Source organism: Vibrio sp. QJM3NY_27, from assembly GCF_057785955.1.
Genome location: NZ_CM173512.1, coordinates 248,303 through 267,129, shown reverse-complemented (window position 1 = coordinate 267,129; position 18,827 = coordinate 248,303). Strand labels below are relative to the sequence as shown.

The following is an 18,827-nucleotide window of genomic DNA, read 5'->3' as shown; positions in this document are numbered from 1 at the left end:
CTATTCATTGACTAGTAAATAGCCTTTTTTATTAAGTGATGTTCAATAGGGTTCTTATTACTTTGCATTTAATTGGGCGTTTAGACGTCTAGACGTTGACAAGTTCTAAGTGTGACATTAGTCTCTCTTCTCCCTGTTCTATTGCGTTGTCGTTCCATGTCTAATTCGAAAAATTCTAATGCTGTAATTGCACCTTCTGCAGTTGCACTTATCCCTCTGATTGTTTTCCTTTCGCTGTTTATTGGCGTAGGTTCGTACTTGTCGTTGCAAGGCGTCGACTTTGCGTTCTATCAGCTTCCAGCTCCGATTGCGGCTTTGCCTGCGGTGATGTTGGCGCTGTTACTAAGCAAAGATAAATTGAACCGTGCTATCGAGCAATTCCTGAGTGGAGTCGGTCACAAAGACATTATTGCAATGTGTATGATCTACCTATTGGCGGGTGCTTTTGCGGCTGTGGCTAAAGCGTCTGGTGGCGTTGACGCGACCGTAAACCTTGGCCTATCTGCTATTCCAACTAGCATGATTCTGCCGGGTATCTTCCTTATTTCTGCTTTCATCGCAACAGCAATGGGCACTTCGATGGGTACCATCGCTGCGGTTGCACCTGTGGCGTTAGGCATTGCAGATTCAGCAGGCATGAGCATCCCACTAACAGCTGGCGTTGTTTTAAGTGGCGCGATGTTTGGCGACAACCTTTCTATCATCTCTGATACCACGATTGCCGCGACCCGTTCGCAAGGCTGTGAGATGAGAGATAAGTTTAAAGAGAACATCCGTATTGCACTTCCTGCTGCGCTGATTGCGATTGTTATCTTTGCTTTCAACAGCACGGCAACTCAAGTTCCTGAAACGGGTCCAATTGAGTGGCTGAAAGTACTGCCGTACATCACCATACTGATTCTTGCGGTATCTGGCATGAATGTCTTTGTCGTGTTGACCATTGGTATCTTGCTGGCGGGTGGCGTGAGCCTAGGTTCTATTGAGAACTACGGTATGACTGATTACGCTCAAGACATCTACGCAGGCTTCGGCAACATGCAGGAGATTTTCTTATTGTCGATGCTGATTGGCGGTTTGAGTGAACTCATGCGTCGTCAAGGTGGATTGGCGTTCCTGACTAACTTAGTAAGTGGTGTGATTCGTGCGTTTGGTTCTTCACACTCTAAGCAAGCGAATGGCCGTGCGAGTGAGCTAGGTATTGCTGGCTTGGTATCTATGGTGAACCTATGTACGGCAAACAACACAGTAGCGATCATTGTATCTGGTAGTGTGGCTCGCCAATTGGCGGAAGAGAACAACGTGTCTCCACGTCGTTCTGCAAGCTTGTTGGATGTCTTTTCATGTGTGATTCAAGGCGTATTGCCTTACGGTGCACAGGTATTGCTATTAGGTTCGGTATTTAACTTATCGCCTTTGGATATAGTGGCTAATTCTTACTACTGTTTCGCGCTTGCAGTCGTTGCTGTGGTAGCTGTGTTTATCAAACACCCAGCGCGTCAAGTGGCTAACGCTTAGTAGTAATTGACCAAACTCAGTCGTAACTGGCTTTGATAAGAAGGCTCCTTAATAGGAGCCTTTATTACATCTGATGAATGGATTACCATGAATTCAAGTTGTCATCGATATCTATTGAATTATCGAGGCTATGTACTCAGTTATTTAAATGGAATTTTGATGCTCGCTATTCCCCTACCATTTATTGCAGCTCTGCTGTTATGCGTCACGGCTGTTTTACTTAGATATCGTTACCCACAGACAAGCCAAAAACCGTTTTGGTTTATTATGTTGTGTGCGTTGATGATTACTGTTGTTGGGCTGCGTTGGACGTTTGATATTGCGTTGTTCCGTTTCTTACAACCGGTTCTAGGGGCAAGTGTACCGGTGGCTGCATGGCTCTGCTTTGCGGGAGCTCATCGAAGTAAACCTTTGTCTCTTTTGCATTGCTTAGGCCCAGTCGTTGTTCTGGTTGGCTCCTTTTCTTATTCGTATATTTGGGATGGAACGATTGATCTATTGTTGATCTCGCTATATCTCAGCTATGGCTGCTTGTTGTTGAAATCATCGTTTAACTTCCCAGAGCACGTCAGGCTGAGTGATGTATCGAATGTTTTGTATGCTGAGCGTACAGCAGGTATAGCCTTACTGTTTTCGGCTCTAGTGGATAGCATTATCTCGTATGATATTTTGCTGCTTAACGCACAACACACCGACTTAATTCTGTCTATTGGTTACCTAGTTCTTATTCCCGCAATTGTTGGGGCTGTGGTCGTTGTCAGTACCAGTACGTCTCCGACTCCGAAAAAAAATCAACAACAGAGCGAACTTTCAACGCTAAATAGCATACAAGACGAAGTTGAGGCATTGATACCAACGGTGAGCTTAGACGAAGACAAAGAAGTCACGCAGATCGTCGCTAAGTTTGATGCGTTAATGAAGGATCATCAGGTGTTCAAAGACCCTGACTTGTCCCTGAATCGAGTGGCGAGAAAGTTAGGTATCCCAGCTCGAAAAATATCGTCTGCGGTTAATCAAACTCACCACCAGAACATTTCAAAGGTGATTAACGCCTATCGAATTGAGCACGCTAAGACTCTCCTGATGCAAAGTGATGAAGCGATAACGGATATCTTCCTTAGTTCAGGCTTTCAGACCAAGTCCAATTTCAATCGCGAGTTTTCAAGGATAACTGGGCAAACTCCGAGTGAGTATCGAAGTTCGCCGCAAGTGTTAGATTGAGTGTGTTTGCTTTCCGTTTATCAATTCAGAAAGCTAACGATGTCGTTTAAGATCAATTGATGTAGCTGGTCGCGTGATGTACCAACGCCATCTTTACAAATAATGCCATCGCCTGGCACTTCTTCTTCAAGCATCGGTACCGCCCCAGCTTTGCAACTTTGAATGAAGCTGAAATGGGTAGCGCTTTCGTAGACCTTATAGCGTCTTAAATTAAGAGGCATGTGCTCAGCAATGTAGCCAGATTCTAATGCCTGAGGTAGATCCCCAATATCAATCCCAGCCGCCAATATTAAGGTTGGCACTGTAACGTCATTTAAGCTGCCGACTGAGAAGCTACGAGCAAGCCCCAAATCAAGGCTGACAACGCGCTGAATTCTAGGGTCTGATAGGTCTTTTTCATTTGGTTCAGCTGGTTGGGCTTGTGATAGCCCTAATTCATCAGACAGCCCACAGGTACGCGGGTTAGGGTATATAAGACACTCGGCTTCAAAGGTCGCTCTATCTATTTTCGCTCCTGCCAATTGCATCACTGTCCAGCCTCCTAGCGAGTGTCCGATTGCAGTGATATTGTTGGCGTTAACAGCTTGCTTCCATTGAACTTCGCTTAACAGGTAATCGATGGTTCGAGTGATATCTCGCGGCCTCTCCCACCACTTGGCCGCTTGCTCTTGAGATTGGTCGAAAGAGGTGGTTCCCGGATGGTCAGTGGCCGCTACGATGTAGCCACGACTCGCAAGTTCGGTCGCCAACCAGTTTTGGTTTCGCCAGTTTCCTCGGTAGCCGTGTGATAGCAGTACAACTGGAAAAATGCCTGATTGAATCTCTCCATCTTTGATGACTTTCGTGCCGATGAAGGCTGGGTTATCGCCAATCAAGGTTGTGTCTAAGACATCTTGTGTGGGATACCAAATGGCAGTGTTTAGCGGGCGATTAGGGTCGTCAGTTAAGGTGACTTGAGTGAATCCGACATCGGAAGCGATGGATGAAGCGCAGAGGAAAAGTAGGGATGTGAACAGTAAATGTATCCATTTCATGGTTTAACTCCAATTGAGGTGATTGGAGCCAATATGCGCTAAAGCCAGTGAGCGCGAGACCTCAAACACGATCGAGGACGCCCTAAATCGTGTTTGAGTACAAACTTAGTTATTTTGGATGCGCCTAATTCAGCTTATTAGTCACGAACTCTTTGTTTCTGATCATTAGCCACATCAGGCCGCCTAACGTACCGACGGATAATTGAATAAAGCCTAGGTTTTCAATCAGTGAATCTGGGCGGATTGAAACCAACACCATGCCAAGCGAACCACAAATCATGCTGAAGAACTGTATCAGTGCGACGGCAGAGCCCGTGTCATGATCTTGTTGATTCAACATCAAGTTGGTACCCGGTACTCGCATGATGATCGCCATTAATGTCGCTGGTGCAGCGATGAACATGAAGAACCAAGGGGACAGGTCGCCAATGGTTAGAGTGAAGATTCCCGCAAGCGCTAATAAAGCAAAACATCCTGAGATGACCTTTTGAACCGGCATTCGGTAGGACAACTTCATGTAAATTGTTGGACCAAATGAGGCGCACAATGCATTGAATGCGAACGCGTAACTAAACTGTTGTTCGGTCAATCCAAAGTGATCGATGTAGATATAAGAACCCGCCGCAAGAAAGCCCATCAACGCCATCGGTATGATAGAGAAAATGACCAGCAGCTTGACGAACGAGCGGTTTTTCATGACCACGCCCATTCTTCCCCATGAGCGGAATATGGAACCTTGGTATTTGTTTTCGAGTGTTTCTTGGTAGCAGCAAGCTAATACTGACGCAAATGCACCAAAAATGGCGAGCGTAACAAACATCATTCGCCAAGAAGCAATTTTCAGTAAAAAGGCTCCAAACACAGGCGCAACCATTGGTGCGATGATCACCAGTGACATGATAGTCGCCATGATCTTTTCACGTTCTCGGCCGTCATAAAGATCTTTTACAATGGCAGTCGCGATAACGGTGATGGCACTGCCCACAAAGGCTTGGAATACACGAGCACCAATCAACTGTTCGATGCTATTGGTCATCGCGCACAATATGCTCGCGACCATATAGCCCGCTAATCCAATCAATAGGATCGGCTTACGACCAAATTTTTCGCTGAGCGGCCCCCAGAACAAAAGACCGATGGCGTAAGTAACGAAGTAGCTGCTCAGGGTTAGGTTGACCATGGATCGATCAGTATTAAACACCTCGACCATCTGCGGAAGCGCAGGTAAGTAAAGGTCGATAGTCAATGGAGGGAAAGCACTTATTATGACGAGAAAAAATAGCATACCGGTCTTTCCCAGTACTGGTTGTGGTCTCTTCAAGGTGGCTCTCCGTTGTCCAAGGTCGGTTTCTAATTGATGTGATATTGATATACAGAAGGCTAGGCACGTCAGACAAGAAGGATAGAGTCGTTCAAGAATATGGTGAAAGTATCGATGAGCTTATCTCTATGAGTTCGAATCTACGAAGTCGGTCTGCGCACTGAATTGTATTACAAAACATTATTACTTTTATAGCTAACGAGTTCAATCAGTTAGTAGCAGGGTGGCTTGTGATCGCCAACGACACATTGTAATGATTATCGATTTGGCTTGTTATCTTTTCTTTGGGCGTTTTTCGACTAAACCGTTACGCTCTAAACCACGTCGAACGCTGCTGCAAAGCTTACCAAAGCGGCGCAGTTCCTCGAAGTTGGGGCCTTGGCCAATGGAAATACTGTGCTCCCAATACATTAACTCACTGTCGACCATCTCTAGTAGTTTCTTAGAGCAACCCGAGCAGTTTCCTTTTGGCCCACAGATAAACGTCTCCGATTCGTAAAGTGGGAGTTCGTTTTTAACTTCTTCAATTAAGCTTAGCATTGCCAAATTTAGATTAGGCTTTTTGGTTGCTAGTGGTTTCAAGCTTGGTGCTTGCGCAGTTATCAGAGAAGAAGTTCGTGTGTTGTGGGGCAAATTCAAAGCAGCTGATGACATATCAAAGGCCTCAAGGAGAGAAGAAGGTGGGCATGCTACTCTTCACAACAAAGTGAATCTTGATGTAGTGCAATAAGCGTGGAGATATACCCAAAAGAGGTAGGAGCCACAAGCGGTGTGACTCCTTTTTTAAAGCTCGGTACTAATGAGAGATTTTAGAATTCAGCGTCGAACTGGAACTCCATCCACTCTTTGGTGACTGGGTGGTGCAGTGCAAGTCTTTCTGCGTGTAGGTGCAGTCGGTCGGCTTTATTACCATATAGGCCATCACCCACGATAGGCATGTTAAGCCCTTCTTGGTGTGAACAGTGAACACGTAACTGGTGTGTACGGCCTGTTTTAGGGTGCAGGTAAACCTTAGTGGTTTGTTCGTTTCGCTCAATCACTTCCCATTTGGTTTCTGCAGGCTTGCCGTGTTCGAAGCAAACAATCTGACGAGGGCGGTCATACAAGTCACCACGCAATGGCAGTCGAATATAGCCTTCATCTTGGTCTAGAACACCTTCAATCATTGCGACATATCGCTTCTCAACTTCACGAGTAATGAACTGCTTCTGTAAGCTTTTGTTCGCACGTCGTGTTAAAGCAAATATCAGAATGCCAGAGGTCGCCATATCCAAACGGTGGATAACAAATGGCCCTTCAACATCTTGGTGCATTTCTTGAACGCGTGTGTAGGCCGAATCTTTAATGTTTTTACCCGGCACGGATAGAAAACCTGCTGGTTTGTGTACTACAACAATGTGTTCATCTTGGAACAGGATATCGAGGTCTTTTCCTTCTGCTGGGTTCTCTAGTAATGGGTTTGGATCCACCTCTAGGCCTTTCATCATATGGCCTAAAATCGGTACACACTTACTTTGGCAAGAGGCGTAGTATTTCTTGTGTTTACGGATCTCCGATTTCGGTGAACGACCCCACCAAAATTCAGCCAGTGCCAATGGTGTGTAACCGTTTAAATACGCGTATTGCAAAAGCTTGGGTGCGGCACACTCGCCAGAACCTGCTGGTGGTATTTTGTTTGGCGTGTCTTCAAAGATCTGGTTGAGATCCTCAATGTTACCTTCCGCATTTTGGAAAGCGTATTGTGAAAACAGTTTATGCTGAAGTTGATGAGAAAGGTGTGCTCTTTGCTCTTTGAGTTCAGCTAATTGATTAGTGAACACATCAACTTTGATTTGTAACTCGTTTAAGATCTGTTCCCAGTTGAGCTTGAGATATTTTTGCTGATTTTTGTCGGCAACACTGGCCTTGTTTAACTCGCTATTTAGCTGTTCGAAGGCTTGCTCATCAAGGTTTTCTTTACCTTGTTCACGCTGTTCTTTACGTGTTTTTCGGCCTTCTATAATTAATAAACGCTGAGCTTCAATCTCTTGTTCAGCTTGTGCTTTTTGTTGTGCCAGTTGCTCGCACAGTTCAAGGTAATCAGCGTTTGCTTGCAGCGCTTTAAATTTCGCATTCACAGCCATCATGTCGGCTGTGTCTTGATGGAAAAAGCTGTCGCTGCTCAACATGTCGAATACGGGTGGCACAAAGTGAGGCAGTAGGTTTTGGTCGGCGATTTTTCCAGAGAATGCAGAGAAGTAACCCAATTCACCTTCAGGGCTTTTCACCAGTAACACACCAAACATTTTGCCGCGACCAGCGTCAGAATCCAGTCCGAAGTCATGCTGCCAGTCGGTTTGAGTTTCTAGATATTGTTGAAGCTGATGAGAAGCGATTTCACACAGTGCGTGTGGTTCATAATAGAACGGGAAGGTGAAACGCTCAGGCAACGAATATGACTCGATCGGCTGTTGAAAGCGGGTGAAGCAATGCTCAGGTGTGTGGCCGTTATCTGAGTCGTGCGTTGAGTTTGATGAGTGCATAGTCGTCTTAATACTTATATCGTGGTGATAAATGGGTGTGAGTCTACTGTGTGAGAGTCTAAAAACTGATGCGCTAAAAACAAAAGTGAAGAAACACAGTACAAGACGGCGATTCTACTCTTTATCGAAATACGCCTCAAATAAGAATCGCTCAATGACTGGGTACAAAGGTTGTTATTAGATATACAAACCTCAAGAGTTACGCTTGATGTTTATAAATTGATGAGTGGCCTCTCGTTTTTAATCAAAGAAGACAACTTCACAAATGAAGGGTGGTAGCCTTGCCGCCCTCTTTTTCAATCTAAGGTAACGTTATGATTCCACTCAATACTTCGATTGTATCCGGTGTCGCTATTTCAGAGATCGACGGACAAATGAAAATGTTATTAATGAAGCGTGTGAAAGGCGAATTTTGGTGCCATGTCGCAGGCTCGATTGAAGCAGGTGAAACAGGCTGGCAGGCTATCGTGCGCGAGTTTGAAGAAGAGACCCAAATTAAAGTGAAAGCTTTGTATAACGCGCAGTTTCTGGAGCAGTTTTACGAGGCTCACGTTAATGTGATTCAGCTCATCCCTGTGTTTGCGGTGCTATGCCCGCCCAACCAAACGATTGAACTGAATGACGAACATACAGAGTACCGCTGGTGCGATTTAGAGGAAGCGAAAGCACTTGCGCCGTTCCCCAACCAACATGCCGTCTACGATCATATTTGGTCGTATTTTGTCGATAAGCGAGTCAATCCGCTTTATCGAGTCAAATTGAGTTAGCGTTGGCTGTTTAAGAGCTAAGACTTACCAAGATACGGGGTTAGAAAAGCGCTCACTTGTGCTTGGCATAGCCCTACATCCACTTTCACGCCGTGCGATTCAAGTATCGCAACACCACGACCATTATTGCGAGGGTCTGGGTCTAGCATCGCCACGACTACGTGTTTTACACCTGCTTTAACCAATGTATTGGCACAAGCGGGTGTTCTGCCAACAAATGAACATGGCTCTAAAGTTACGTAAGCGGTAACCTCTTCCATTGTTCCGTCCGTTTTGCTGTCATAGCCATTCAGTGCTTCAACCTCGGCGTGGTTTCCACCGACTTTTTGTGTGTACCCAACAGACACCACCTTATCGTTCTTTACCAAAACACAGCCCACCGGTGGGTTTGGTTGGCAATCGGGTAGGGCTTGGCGCGAAGCTTCAAGAGCTTGCAGCATGTATTGTCGGTTCATGGTCGTTACTCAGTATGACGAGAGAGCGCAGCAGTGAGTGACCGCGCGCGGTTGATGACTTGGTTAGTTACTAACTTACTAAGCTAATAAGCTAAGCAAGTGGGGGCATGTTCGATCTGATTGGGCTTTTAGTCAATGGTTTTCATTTTGAATCTGGCCGCTAGTTGACTGTAGCCGCTCATTAACTCACTGTGGTTAATCGTTAACTGTGGCCAATCGCTAATTTGGGCCAATGAGTTAACCAGTTCTTAGACTGAACTCGTTGGTCAAACACGTCTTTGCTGCGATTGGGGTTCGGTGTGATCTTCAAATCAAACAAACTCTCTAAACCAAAAGTGGAAATACACTCGATTTCTCCTGTCGGGCTTTGCTTTACGGCGACGGCGGTTTCTTTCTCTGGCCAGTAACTCATCGCATCCAATGAACCTTGGTAAGGCTCATCCCCATTTCTAGTGTGCATGCAGGCTTGATTGCGAACTTGCCAATTCAATTCAGGTAACCACTCTTGAAGCTGAGCCTCGTATCGAAGAGCCGATTCGTAAGAGCTATCAATGGGATCAAAGTAAATCACATCAATATCATTGAGTGGTGTAGGGGAATGAAAACCATGTAGGTAGTCCCAAACGAGATTTCGCACAAAGCCTGCGGCGATATAGCATTGTGGTAAACCCAGTTGAGAGACGCAGTCTAAAACCTTCATTCGCAATGGATCTTGCTTGACCAATGTGATGATACGGTTGGCTAGCGGGTCAATCATTATGGTGTCGGAACATCGGTGATTTGGTAATGACGTGTCACGTTCTTGGAGGTTTCACCCCACTCAGAAGTTTTTACTCGCTGTTGGTGCGCTTCAAACGCCTCACGGCTAGTGAATTCTTCATAAACTTCAAAACGATTAGGTTGAAGTGAGCTTTGACTGACTCGAAACACGATACAACCGGGTTCTGAGAGTGTTAGTTCTTTATGCACAACCAAGGCTTGTGTGACGGATTTTAGGTCGTTGTCTGGCACTAGAATATGCCCTTGCAGAATTACTTTACTCATAATTACGTCCATTTAATTTTATTCACTACGGCTTTCTTCTATAAAAAGCTCTACCCGTTACAAACATAATCCCATTTTGATGTTGTGACGTATAGGCTAATGTGACGACTAATTGTTCACATTGAATATAGACTTAGTTACGCTGTAACCTTATGGGTGAGGTGAGTAATAAAAGATAAGATGCTGGAACTAAATCCGCGTTGGTCCGGTCTATTAAGTACGTATCATTGAACTGTATTGATACTGAAATGAATTTGTCATCTGAGATAACTAATCTAAATTTCGAACAACGGCTTAAGATATTAAATTGAGCCATAGTTGATAGCTAGGTCATACTTTGATGTAAATGGTACTCAAAACTCTATAAATTTTGTGATTTGTATCATTGATCTGGACATCAAACACCGTTAGATTCGAATGGTTGGCAATAAAAATAGCTCATGCAGAGCAGTTAAAGAAAAGGAAATATCCCTTATGAAAAAAATGAGAAGAGCACAGCTTCATCGCGTTCGCATCCAATACTGGAAAGACACAGCGAAAGAAGCTTCAAAGAAATAAGCTTTAAATCGTAAAGCTTTAAGATAAAAAAAGCTGAAAAGCTTAATCAAATGTAAACGTAACAAATTGATTTCATTAGCACTCTCAAGGACCTTCATCTGGTCGGCAACTAAAGAAATCATCCTCCAAAGAGCTGACAGGCATTAACAACAATGCATTCAATGTCAGCTCATTAATACCTCCTCTTAGATTCTCTTGTTGCTTCACTCTGTTACTCCTAACTAAAACCCCTTTGTCCCTTTGTCCCTTTGTCCCTTTGTCCCTTTGTTCTTGTTACCCATATCGGTATTCGCAAAGTCGTGATCAAAAAAAACTCCCGATTTCTCAGAAGCTTTGATTTAGATTTTGATATCTGATGTTATCCGATCAGGATAGATGACTCTATCGTTGGAACAGCGTCTTCAAGCTTACATCGTCCGTTCTATTCAATTTCAGGCTCAGTAGATAACCACCAACACCAATCAATGCGTAAATACCTAAAGATAAAATAGGCGCTTCTGCAATCGCGCTGAATGGGTTGCTTGCTATGAGCACATTCATTGGTAATGACGCGATGAGAGATAGGAAATCATTGATGCCATAGAACCCAAACACGGCGACAGAGAGGAACTTAATCGCATAGCTTGAGATGAAAATGACAAGCAATGGGGAGTTCACCAGCTGCGAAATAGCTAGAGTGACAGTTGCCAGTGGCAATAAAACCAGTGCAACTAACATCATTCTTCCAAAAAACACGACCCAGTTGCTCAGCACATAAAACAGAGATTGCTGCTCAACCAATAGCGCCAGTTGTTGCTCACTTGAGACGTTCAATATCCAGAATAGAAAATCTGCGAACAGCACTAACAACGCACAGATAGCCGGAATAACCACTAAACCGAAGCCTAGCTTTACGCAGTGAGTCATTGCATTGGATACCGGCATACTTCGCCAAAACATTGAACTGCCTTCTTGGCGTTCTTTACGCAGCGTTTTAGGGATGTAAAGCGTCGACAGGATCAGTGAAATAAGGCCCGCGCCAAAGTAGATCACTGAGTTGAGATCTTGTGCGAACTCTCTGTGAATGTCGCTCACGTCACCATTCACTTGCATTTCAAAGAAAAACTCATGTTGCGCTGCGCCATTAAAGAACAGACCAACGAACAGTAAGAAACCACATAATGCGACAAACAGAGGCAATCGAGTGTTAACTTTGTGCTCGATGAGTTCTTTTTCTAGCATGTAAAAACTTGGATGCATTATGCCTTCTCCGTCTGTGTTGCAAGGAATAGGTCTGCTAGACCAACGTTATAGATGTTACCCAGTGATTCAACCTGCGCTTTGTATTGACCTTCTAATAGCCACTTAGTCGTCCCTAACCCAGGCTGAGAGGTGAGTGGGTTAAGTTTCTGTATCTCGCTTGAATGGTTGTTTGCGACTTCGATAATGAAGTAGTCGTGCTCGATGTCTTCCATGCTTTTTTGCAGTACACAATGACCTTGCTTCAAAATCAGTACATCCGTTAATAGGTGTTCAATTTCTGAAACCTCATGGCTTGCAATGATCATGGCGCGTTCGCCATCGTGGAACCATTCTAATAGGTGGCGATAAAAAGTATCGCGGTACAGCAAATCTAAGCCCAGCGTTGGCTCATCTAAGATCAACACTTGAGTGTCAGTCGCGATGATGATCGCAAGGTGAAGTTGTACTTTCATCCCTTTAGAAAGCTGCTTGATAGTAGAAGACAACTTGATGTTGGTGCTGCTTAACGTGTGTTCTGCTTTTTGCTTGTTGAAGCTAGGGTGCACACCTTGTGTGTATCGAAGCAGTTGTTTAACGGTCATCCACTCTGGTAACACGTTAACATCTGAGATGTACGACAAGTGCTGCATGAGCTCAGCGTGCTGGTGGATAGGGTGGTAGCCGTTTACTTCAATCTCACCTTGATAGTTGTGTCCACCAAGCAGTGATTTGATCAGAGTCGATTTACCTGCGCCATTGTGGCCCAGCAGACCAAGTACTTGCCCTGGCTTTAACTCAAAGCTGATGTTTTCGACACCCACTTGATTTGAATAGGTTTTGGTTACGTTTTTCACGGAAAGTAAAGTACTCATGACTTGTCCTTTATATGTTGTGCTAGCTGTTTCACGAGTTCTTCGACACTCATATCAATGATGCCTAGCGTCTCAGCGATGGCTGGGATCTGTGTGTTGATGAATGATTGGTGTGCAGACTCTTTCAATTTTTGAAGTGCCCCTTCGGCCACATACATGCCTTGGCCGCGTTTTTTCTCTACCAAGTCTTCATCCACCAGTAACTGATAGCTTTTCATGACAGTAAGGTGGTTGATCTTGAGATCGGCAGCAACCGCACGCACAGAGGGTAATGCTTGTTGCTCTAACCAAACACCTTGAAGAATTTGGTCACTGATCTTTGCGGCAAGCTGCCTAAAGATCGGTTGGTCGTCTTTCCATTCGGTCATAATTAAAATTGCATGGTGATATACATGTGTATAACACTAACCTTTTTATTCGAATTGGCAAGGGTTTTATGAAAATGGATCGGATATTTTTATATTTGGATAAAGCATGTTTGGCGGGGAGGGTACTTGAAGCCTACGTCCTTGTGGGCTTTCAAGCAGCTGTATGAGCGATGATTATTTGAATAGGAAATGGTTGCTCGTCAAGATTTCTGTTAGGGGAGCCTACTGCTCCTCTGAGTCATTGGGCCGGCTATACAGATAGCCTTGATGTAAGTTGTAGCCTAGCTGACACAAGATATATTGTTGCCTGCGCGTCTCGACACCTTCATAAATCATCGTGATATTTGATAAGCGTCCAATCTCAGAGATATTAAGCAATACACCCTGATGGTGCTCTCCTGACTCGATATCCTTAACAAAGCAACGATCCAGTTTTAGATAGGCCGGAGAGATAACATTGATGATTTCTATGTTGTTATTGCCCGTACCAAAGTCATCCAGAGCGATAGTGATACCAAGCTTTTTGATATCCTTAATGTTATCGATAACCTCACATCCATAGCCAATATTCGAATATTCAGTAATCTCGACGACAAATTCATTCGCTTCCATCGCGGCCAAATGCTCTCTGAGCCTTGCGAAGTTCGACCCCACCAAAGCGCTCGGACACACGTTGACACCATAGATCTCATGGCTGTTGTGTAATTTGGCTTTTCTGACCGTCTCGATGAGCAAGATAGTGTGAAAGGTGAGTAAATTGGTGCGTCTCATGGTGTTGATGAAGCTTAAAACGCCGACGTTACGAACTCGAGATAGCAACTCGTAATACAGGACGCTGTTGTCTTCGGTGTTGATGATGGGCTCTTCTTCAAAGGAGATGTGTTTCCAACGAAACAGGTAGATCATAAAGCCCAGAATATAGGAGCGATAAAGCAGTGTGGCGAGAATCAGAGAAAGCGCAGTCCACAGTACGACAATATCGTCACTGTAAAAGGTAATGGTTGCACCGGTTGGCAGTGGTGTTTGATAGATAGCTTTGCTTTCTTCACCAAGGTTCAGAATGTAATAACCATTCTTCTGGATCGAGACCGAGTCGACTAACAGCGGCAATAGTGAGTTCTTGTATCGAGCTTCAATAGAGCGTGTAGAAATACGCACCGTTAGGTCAATGTCACGCTTAGTATCTACGAAGCGTGAATAAGCGAAATCGGTACTATCGTAAAAGTCATCAACTTGATCAAGGTTTACCATTTTCGAGCGTGTTTTGGAGATATAACATGAACCATAAGACGTAGTCATGATGACAGAATCTAGGTTGAGTGAATGTCTTAATGAGTGCACAGCCCCTTGGTTATCGCAACCATAGAGCATGATTTCTTCAGCAATATGTTTGGTGTTTTCGCTGTATTCATCTGCAATCTTCGTCGTATAAAGGATTTGGAAAAAGTAGACAACGAAGAGGAAAAATGAAGAGACGGTGAACACGGTTATCAGAGCCTTAATCAGTTCTCTATGATAGGTATTGAACATCATTTTCAACATTTCTATCTGACTGGGCTTGAATTGATTGATGTCGTACTTTGGTGCGATGCAGTTTGTAGAGCTCTTATCGAGATCGATGAAGTAACCCACCTTATAAAGGTTAGAGATAAGTTCGCTATTATTATCTATCTTTGCTTTTTTACATAAGTTTCGATACTTCTTTCTTATTGAGGCGATGATGTTTTTTAGTGCATACAAACTAAACTCTTCATCAAAATGTAATTTAAAAGACTCTTCAACATCTCGTGCAGATTGAGGGTTAGATATTGATGAGTGCTCAATAAGATATTTGAATACAAAACTCTCTTTACTATTAAGACTTTCCTCTGATATCTTATTACTGTTGTTCTTGATATATATTTTTTCTTCATTGTAGATCAGTTGCAAGCTCTCATTATTGTTGTTTATATTGAAAGAACAGTGCATGGCTCAACTCCTAAGCGACAGTTATTATATTCATGTGATTGATGTGTATTGGCTGGGATTTTCATTCAACCTAAGAGTCCTTTCCAAATAATATAACCAAAATGTCACCATTTTCTCTTAAGATGTTGATACTAATCGCAGAATTTGGGCTTGAATGAAAGGTTATGGAGATGTTCATCCAAAAGTTGAATTTATAAATGAAAGCCAATGATTTACAAGGGATAAAAGGGATTTATCCATTTGTTTTGGTATTTATCCATTTCACCGCTTCTATGTGGAAGATTTAGCTACTGGATTTAGAGGTTTCTAATGTAGCTTTTGATGGTATTCATTCGGTTTATTGATGTGTGAGATTTATCAGAATTTTTCAGGATAAACTTAGATTATGTCAATTTATGTAATATTAATTACAACTTAATTAAGACATGATTTTAGTAATTGAATTATATGGCTAGATGATGGAATTGATAATATTGTATTTTGAGTCTGCTTTATTTGTATTATTACGTATTATTAAATAATGAAATTTTTAGGTGGGAAGTTTTAGATAGCACGAGGATGCTATTTATAATTATATATTTATACCTATCTATTTACGAAAGGTGTTTAACCAAAACACTGTTGATATCTATATCAGAAATGCACCTATGTAGATCTTTACAGGCTAATTATAAAAAATAAGATATGAATTAAGTTCATGTTATAACGTAAACAGCACTTAAAGATGTAAGTAGCAACAACTTAACCCTATTCGTATTATTTTTGAACAAATTTATCGTAACCAGATGATATTCAAAGAGCTGTCTCGATGGTTTAGCTCTAACTTCTGAATGAGTAAAATCGTTGAGTATTTAACATGCGCCATCAAGTACGACGATTTGAGGTTCTTTTTCTGGTTGATAGAGTACCTGACAAAAGTCACCTTCAGGTGAATAGGTGTAGTTATCTGCGTCAAAAGAGATAGCAGCTACTCTTTCGGCATTGCTGCCAGAATCGACTTCTTTGTTGATCACGTGAAGCTCTGTTCTGTCGATATTGAGCAGCCTTCTGAGTGAATCCACATAAGCTATAGGGTAGCCATGACAGACGTAGTAGGTTTCAATTTCCGTTTTTTCTACATAGTTGCACTCTCCCTCAACGCCAGCAATCGCAGACTTGGCGTAGATCATATCGATACCGGTACGTAGGTTACCCGCTACGTCGTGTATTTTACTCGCACGGGCGCTTCCTTGAACGTTTAAGAACTTGACCATAGCCGTGGTAGACAGGATAGCTAAAATTAAGACTGCGATGATAAGTTCTAAGAGAGTGAAGCCGTTTTGTCTTCTCATATTTACCGATTATTTGATCTGATTGAGGGGCTGCTTGAGGGTAATCTAAATACCAAAGCCATTACAGAAGGTAGGTATATCTGTTATATGGCTTGCAGGTTGATTGTTCTCAATAATTGCATAATAAACAATACTTTAACTTCGGCTTGTCGTTATTGGCCGCAATGTAAGCATACGTAAGCGTTGATGTGGGTATCACTCTCTGGACTACGAAGTGCTAAAAAACTCTAACTTATTGATAAATAGGTTTTTAAATGTCTATTAATCGATCTGTTAAAAATTGTCTTTCGACTTCATTTGACGGGATGGGCTTACTAAACAAGAACCCTTGAAGATACTGGTATCCACAATCGATCAAGAACGCTTTTTGCGTTTCTGTCTCGACGCCTTCAGCCACTACTTTTAGCCCCAGTTTATCGCAGATAGCATGAGTGGCTTGGACTATTGCTTTGCTCCCTTTGTGCGAACCATGGACAAAACTTTTATCGAGTTTAACGGTGCTAATTGGCAAGTCATGCAACATTGAGAGTGAGGAGTACCCTGTGCCAAAGTCATCAAGGTGAAGTTCTACGCCTAATTTTGATATATCACTTAATGCTTGTCTGACTTCACCATGCTTGAAGATCATGGAAGACTCCGTGATTTCAAGGGCAACGCTTTGAGGCTGGATGTTGTAGAAGTTCAGCATTGCCAATAACTGTTCGGCAAAGGTAGCGTGCATCTGAATACTCGAGATATTGATGCTCATCATCAACTCATTATCAAACTCTCGTTGCCACATCGATAACTGTTTGAGTGCGGAATTGAGAACCCATTTTCCGAGAGGAACTATTTGCCCACTCTCCTCCGCTAAGGTAATAAATTCGTCAGGAGCTATGTCACCTAGTTCTTCGTCCGACCATCGAAGTAAGGCTTCAAATCCTTTCACCTTGTCGCTGTTAGTGTTCATTATCGGTTGGTAATGAAGGTTGAGGTCGTCATTCTCTAAGGCATGCGTGAGTCGATGACGGATCTCTACCTTGCGGTGAAGGGTTTGTGCTAAACAAGGTGTAAAAGTTTGAAATCGATTTCGTCCATTTGCTTTGGCCATATGCATCGCCATACCTGCTTGCTTGAGCAGTGACTCTTGATCGATGGCATTATCAGGGAAATGAGCGGTACCGATGCTGCAACCAACAGACAAGGTGCCAATCCCTCTGATGTGGAAACTCTTGTTCAAGGCTTCAATAATACGAGAGCAGAGCAGCGGGATATTGTGATTTCGGCAGGCGTGGGCAATAACAATGAATTCGTCGCCACCAAATCGACCGATCATGCACGTTTCGTCGACGAGGTGTTTAAGACGTTCGCCAACCTGCTTAAGTAGTTGGTCACCGACACTGTGTCCATAAGTATCATTGACCAATTTGAAGCCATCAAGGTCGACAAACATCAACTCAAAGGGCGAGCGATAGGCAATACTGGTTTCCAAAAGGTTGGTGATACCGCGGCGATTATAAAGCTCAGTTAAACAGTCGTGCTCAGCGTTGTATCTGGCTTTGATCAGTTTCTCTTTTTGTTTAGTTGTACAGGTGAGGTTTAACAGAAGCTCGCTTTTATCAAATAGCCATTTTCCTTGAACGTCAAAGTGATGAATTTTGTTATCTATTTCGCAGCTGACTTCCTCTAAAATCTCGCGGCCTTTACGCGCAGCAAACAACCATTGTGCTGCTGCCTCTTCACTTGAAACGAAGTCGGATAGGGTACTAAACGGTGAACCATAGCTTTGAAAGAATGCGGAGTTAGCGCTCACTACGTCTCCCGAGTTATCAAATAGAAGGGATAGATTTGCGCCATCAGAGCAAGCTAAGTCGTGCTTTAGGCTGCCCTCTTCGGCAATGACTTGTACCAACATCCCAGTTCGACCATCGGGCAATGGGATCCCAGAAAATAGGCATAATGCACGTTTGGAAATGTGGTTTGGCGTGAAGTTCCACCATGTTTTGATGCTTTCGTTACGTAGAAATTGTCTTTGGTATTCTTCCAGTGTTGCTTCTATCGCTTTTGACATCTCGACACTAAAGTCACGTGATGTCAGCTCAAACATCGACTCAGACTCCCAGAGGGGGAGCGCGTTACTATTTGCCCAAGTTATTCTTTTATTATCAATATCATATATCCAAATAGGACACTTGAGATGCTCGAAAGGTTGATAATTGGTCATCATATTGAACTCGGTGAACTGATGTGTTGGTCGAACAGTGCCTACCGAACTCATGCATTCAGTAGGCGCTTATCAAATTGAATTCTGGTCTTCAACAGCCGTTAAAAGCCGTGTTGAAGAAGAAAAAAGTGCTACAGAAAGGAGCGTGCTATAGAACTCACAGTTGAAGCCCATCTTTTGACGAATGTTATTTTTGGCGCGACCTGAATGTTTATCCAAGAATTTGCCTGCGCTTGAATCGGATTCACTATTTCTTGTTTATTGCTATCAGCTAATAACTGCGTTGAAAATAAAGGGAGGCTGGTCAGTAACAGTGAAAGCGGTTTATTCATCTTAAAGTGGACCCTGTGTGGTAGTGGTGATTAGCAAATGCTGGATCGAATTATCAATTTCATGAATATTATTTGAAGAAGATATTGCTTAATAG

The 18,827-nt window shown here is 43.2% G+C and carries 16 protein-coding genes; 3 read left to right on the top strand and 13 right to left on the bottom strand.

What is annotated here, in order from left to right; genetic code table 11:
* Positions 1-156: 156 nt before the first annotated feature.
* The gene (locus AC3CIA_RS17075; RefSeq protein ID WP_488519331.1) at positions 157-1,515 is read left to right on the top strand and encodes a Na+/H+ antiporter NhaC family protein; all 1,359 of its coding nucleotides are present in this window, start codon (positions 157-159) and stop codon (positions 1,513-1,515) included.
* A gap of 156 nt (positions 1,516-1,671) precedes the next feature.
* Positions 1,672-2,736: a helix-turn-helix domain-containing protein gene (locus tag AC3CIA_RS17070; RefSeq protein WP_146456224.1), complete on the top strand. Its 1,065-nt coding sequence runs from the start codon at positions 1,672-1,674 to the stop codon at positions 2,734-2,736.
* 20 nt (positions 2,737-2,756) lie between these two features.
* Here AC3CIA_RS17070 and AC3CIA_RS17065 read toward each other — a convergent pair whose 3' ends face one another.
* The 4 genes from AC3CIA_RS17065 to AC3CIA_RS17050 all read right to left on the bottom strand — a co-directional run bounded on the left by AC3CIA_RS17065 (position 2,757) and on the right by AC3CIA_RS17050 (position 7,613).
* Positions 2,757-3,770 carry an alpha/beta hydrolase family protein gene (locus tag AC3CIA_RS17065; RefSeq protein WP_428783015.1) on the bottom strand — a complete coding sequence of 338 codons (1,014 nt, stop codon included), beginning with the start codon at positions 3,768-3,770 and terminating at the stop codon, positions 2,757-2,759.
* Between the two features lie 124 nt (positions 3,771-3,894).
* Positions 3,895-5,091: a multidrug effflux MFS transporter gene (locus AC3CIA_RS17060; protein ID WP_481586237.1), complete on the bottom strand. Its 1,197-nt coding sequence runs from the start codon at positions 5,089-5,091 to the stop codon at positions 3,895-3,897.
* Positions 5,092-5,364: 273 nt separating this feature from the next.
* On the bottom strand, positions 5,365-5,745 hold the full coding sequence (locus AC3CIA_RS17055; protein WP_171308027.1) for a hypothetical protein: 381 nt from the start codon (positions 5,743-5,745) through the stop codon (positions 5,365-5,367).
* A 155-nt stretch (positions 5,746-5,900) separates the two neighbouring features.
* A complete protein-coding gene (locus AC3CIA_RS17050) occupies positions 5,901-7,613 on the bottom strand; it encodes an RluA family pseudouridine synthase (RefSeq protein WP_237289346.1) in 1,713 nt (570 codons plus the stop codon).
* A gap of 314 nt (positions 7,614-7,927) precedes the next feature.
* On the opposite strand from AC3CIA_RS17050, the gene AC3CIA_RS17045 reads away from it, so the two are divergent.
* A complete protein-coding gene (locus tag AC3CIA_RS17045; protein WP_488519330.1) occupies positions 7,928-8,380 on the top strand; it encodes an NUDIX hydrolase in 453 nt (150 codons plus the stop codon).
* Between the two features lie 17 nt (positions 8,381-8,397).
* Here AC3CIA_RS17045 and AC3CIA_RS17040 read toward each other — a convergent pair whose 3' ends face one another.
* From AC3CIA_RS17040 to AC3CIA_RS17000, 9 genes are all read right to left on the bottom strand, one after another.
* A complete protein-coding gene (locus AC3CIA_RS17040; protein WP_054547159.1) occupies positions 8,398-8,835 on the bottom strand; it encodes a bifunctional diaminohydroxyphosphoribosylaminopyrimidine deaminase/5-amino-6-(5-phosphoribosylamino)uracil reductase RibD in 438 nt (145 codons plus the stop codon).
* A 202-nt stretch (positions 8,836-9,037) separates the two neighbouring features.
* Positions 9,038-9,592, bottom strand: coding sequence for a nucleotidyltransferase family protein (locus AC3CIA_RS17035; protein WP_488519329.1), 555 nt, complete (start codon positions 9,590-9,592; stop codon positions 9,038-9,040).
* Complete coding sequence (locus AC3CIA_RS17030) at positions 9,592-9,879, bottom strand: putative quinol monooxygenase (protein ID WP_488519328.1); 288 nt, start codon at positions 9,877-9,879, stop codon at positions 9,592-9,594. Before AC3CIA_RS17030 ends, AC3CIA_RS17035 begins: the two co-directional genes overlap by 1 nt.
* A 939-nt stretch (positions 9,880-10,818) precedes the next feature.
* The gene (locus AC3CIA_RS17025; protein WP_428786045.1) at positions 10,819-11,676 is read right to left on the bottom strand and encodes a hypothetical protein; all 858 of its coding nucleotides are present in this window, start codon (positions 11,674-11,676) and stop codon (positions 10,819-10,821) included.
* On the bottom strand, positions 11,676-12,530 hold the full coding sequence (locus AC3CIA_RS17020; RefSeq protein WP_488519327.1) for an ABC transporter ATP-binding protein: 855 nt from the start codon (positions 12,528-12,530) through the stop codon (positions 11,676-11,678). Before AC3CIA_RS17020 ends, AC3CIA_RS17025 begins: the two co-directional genes overlap by 1 nt.
* Positions 12,527-12,898 (bottom strand): GntR family transcriptional regulator, encoded by a 372-nt coding sequence (locus AC3CIA_RS17015; protein ID WP_004729948.1) that lies wholly within the window; start codon positions 12,896-12,898, stop codon positions 12,527-12,529. Before AC3CIA_RS17015 ends, AC3CIA_RS17020 begins: the two co-directional genes overlap by 4 nt.
* Positions 12,899-13,120: 222 nt before the next feature.
* A complete protein-coding gene (locus AC3CIA_RS17010) occupies positions 13,121-14,866 on the bottom strand; it encodes an EAL domain-containing protein (protein WP_488519326.1) in 1,746 nt (581 codons plus the stop codon).
* 851 nt (positions 14,867-15,717) lie between these two features.
* Complete coding sequence (locus AC3CIA_RS17005) at positions 15,718-16,197, bottom strand: type II secretion system protein (protein WP_488519325.1); 480 nt, start codon at positions 16,195-16,197, stop codon at positions 15,718-15,720.
* A 250-nt stretch (positions 16,198-16,447) separates the two neighbouring features.
* Entirely contained in the window at positions 16,448-18,454 is a 2,007-nt protein-coding gene (locus AC3CIA_RS17000) for a putative bifunctional diguanylate cyclase/phosphodiesterase (protein ID WP_488519324.1), read from the bottom strand.
* Positions 18,455-18,827: the final 373 nt, after the last annotated feature.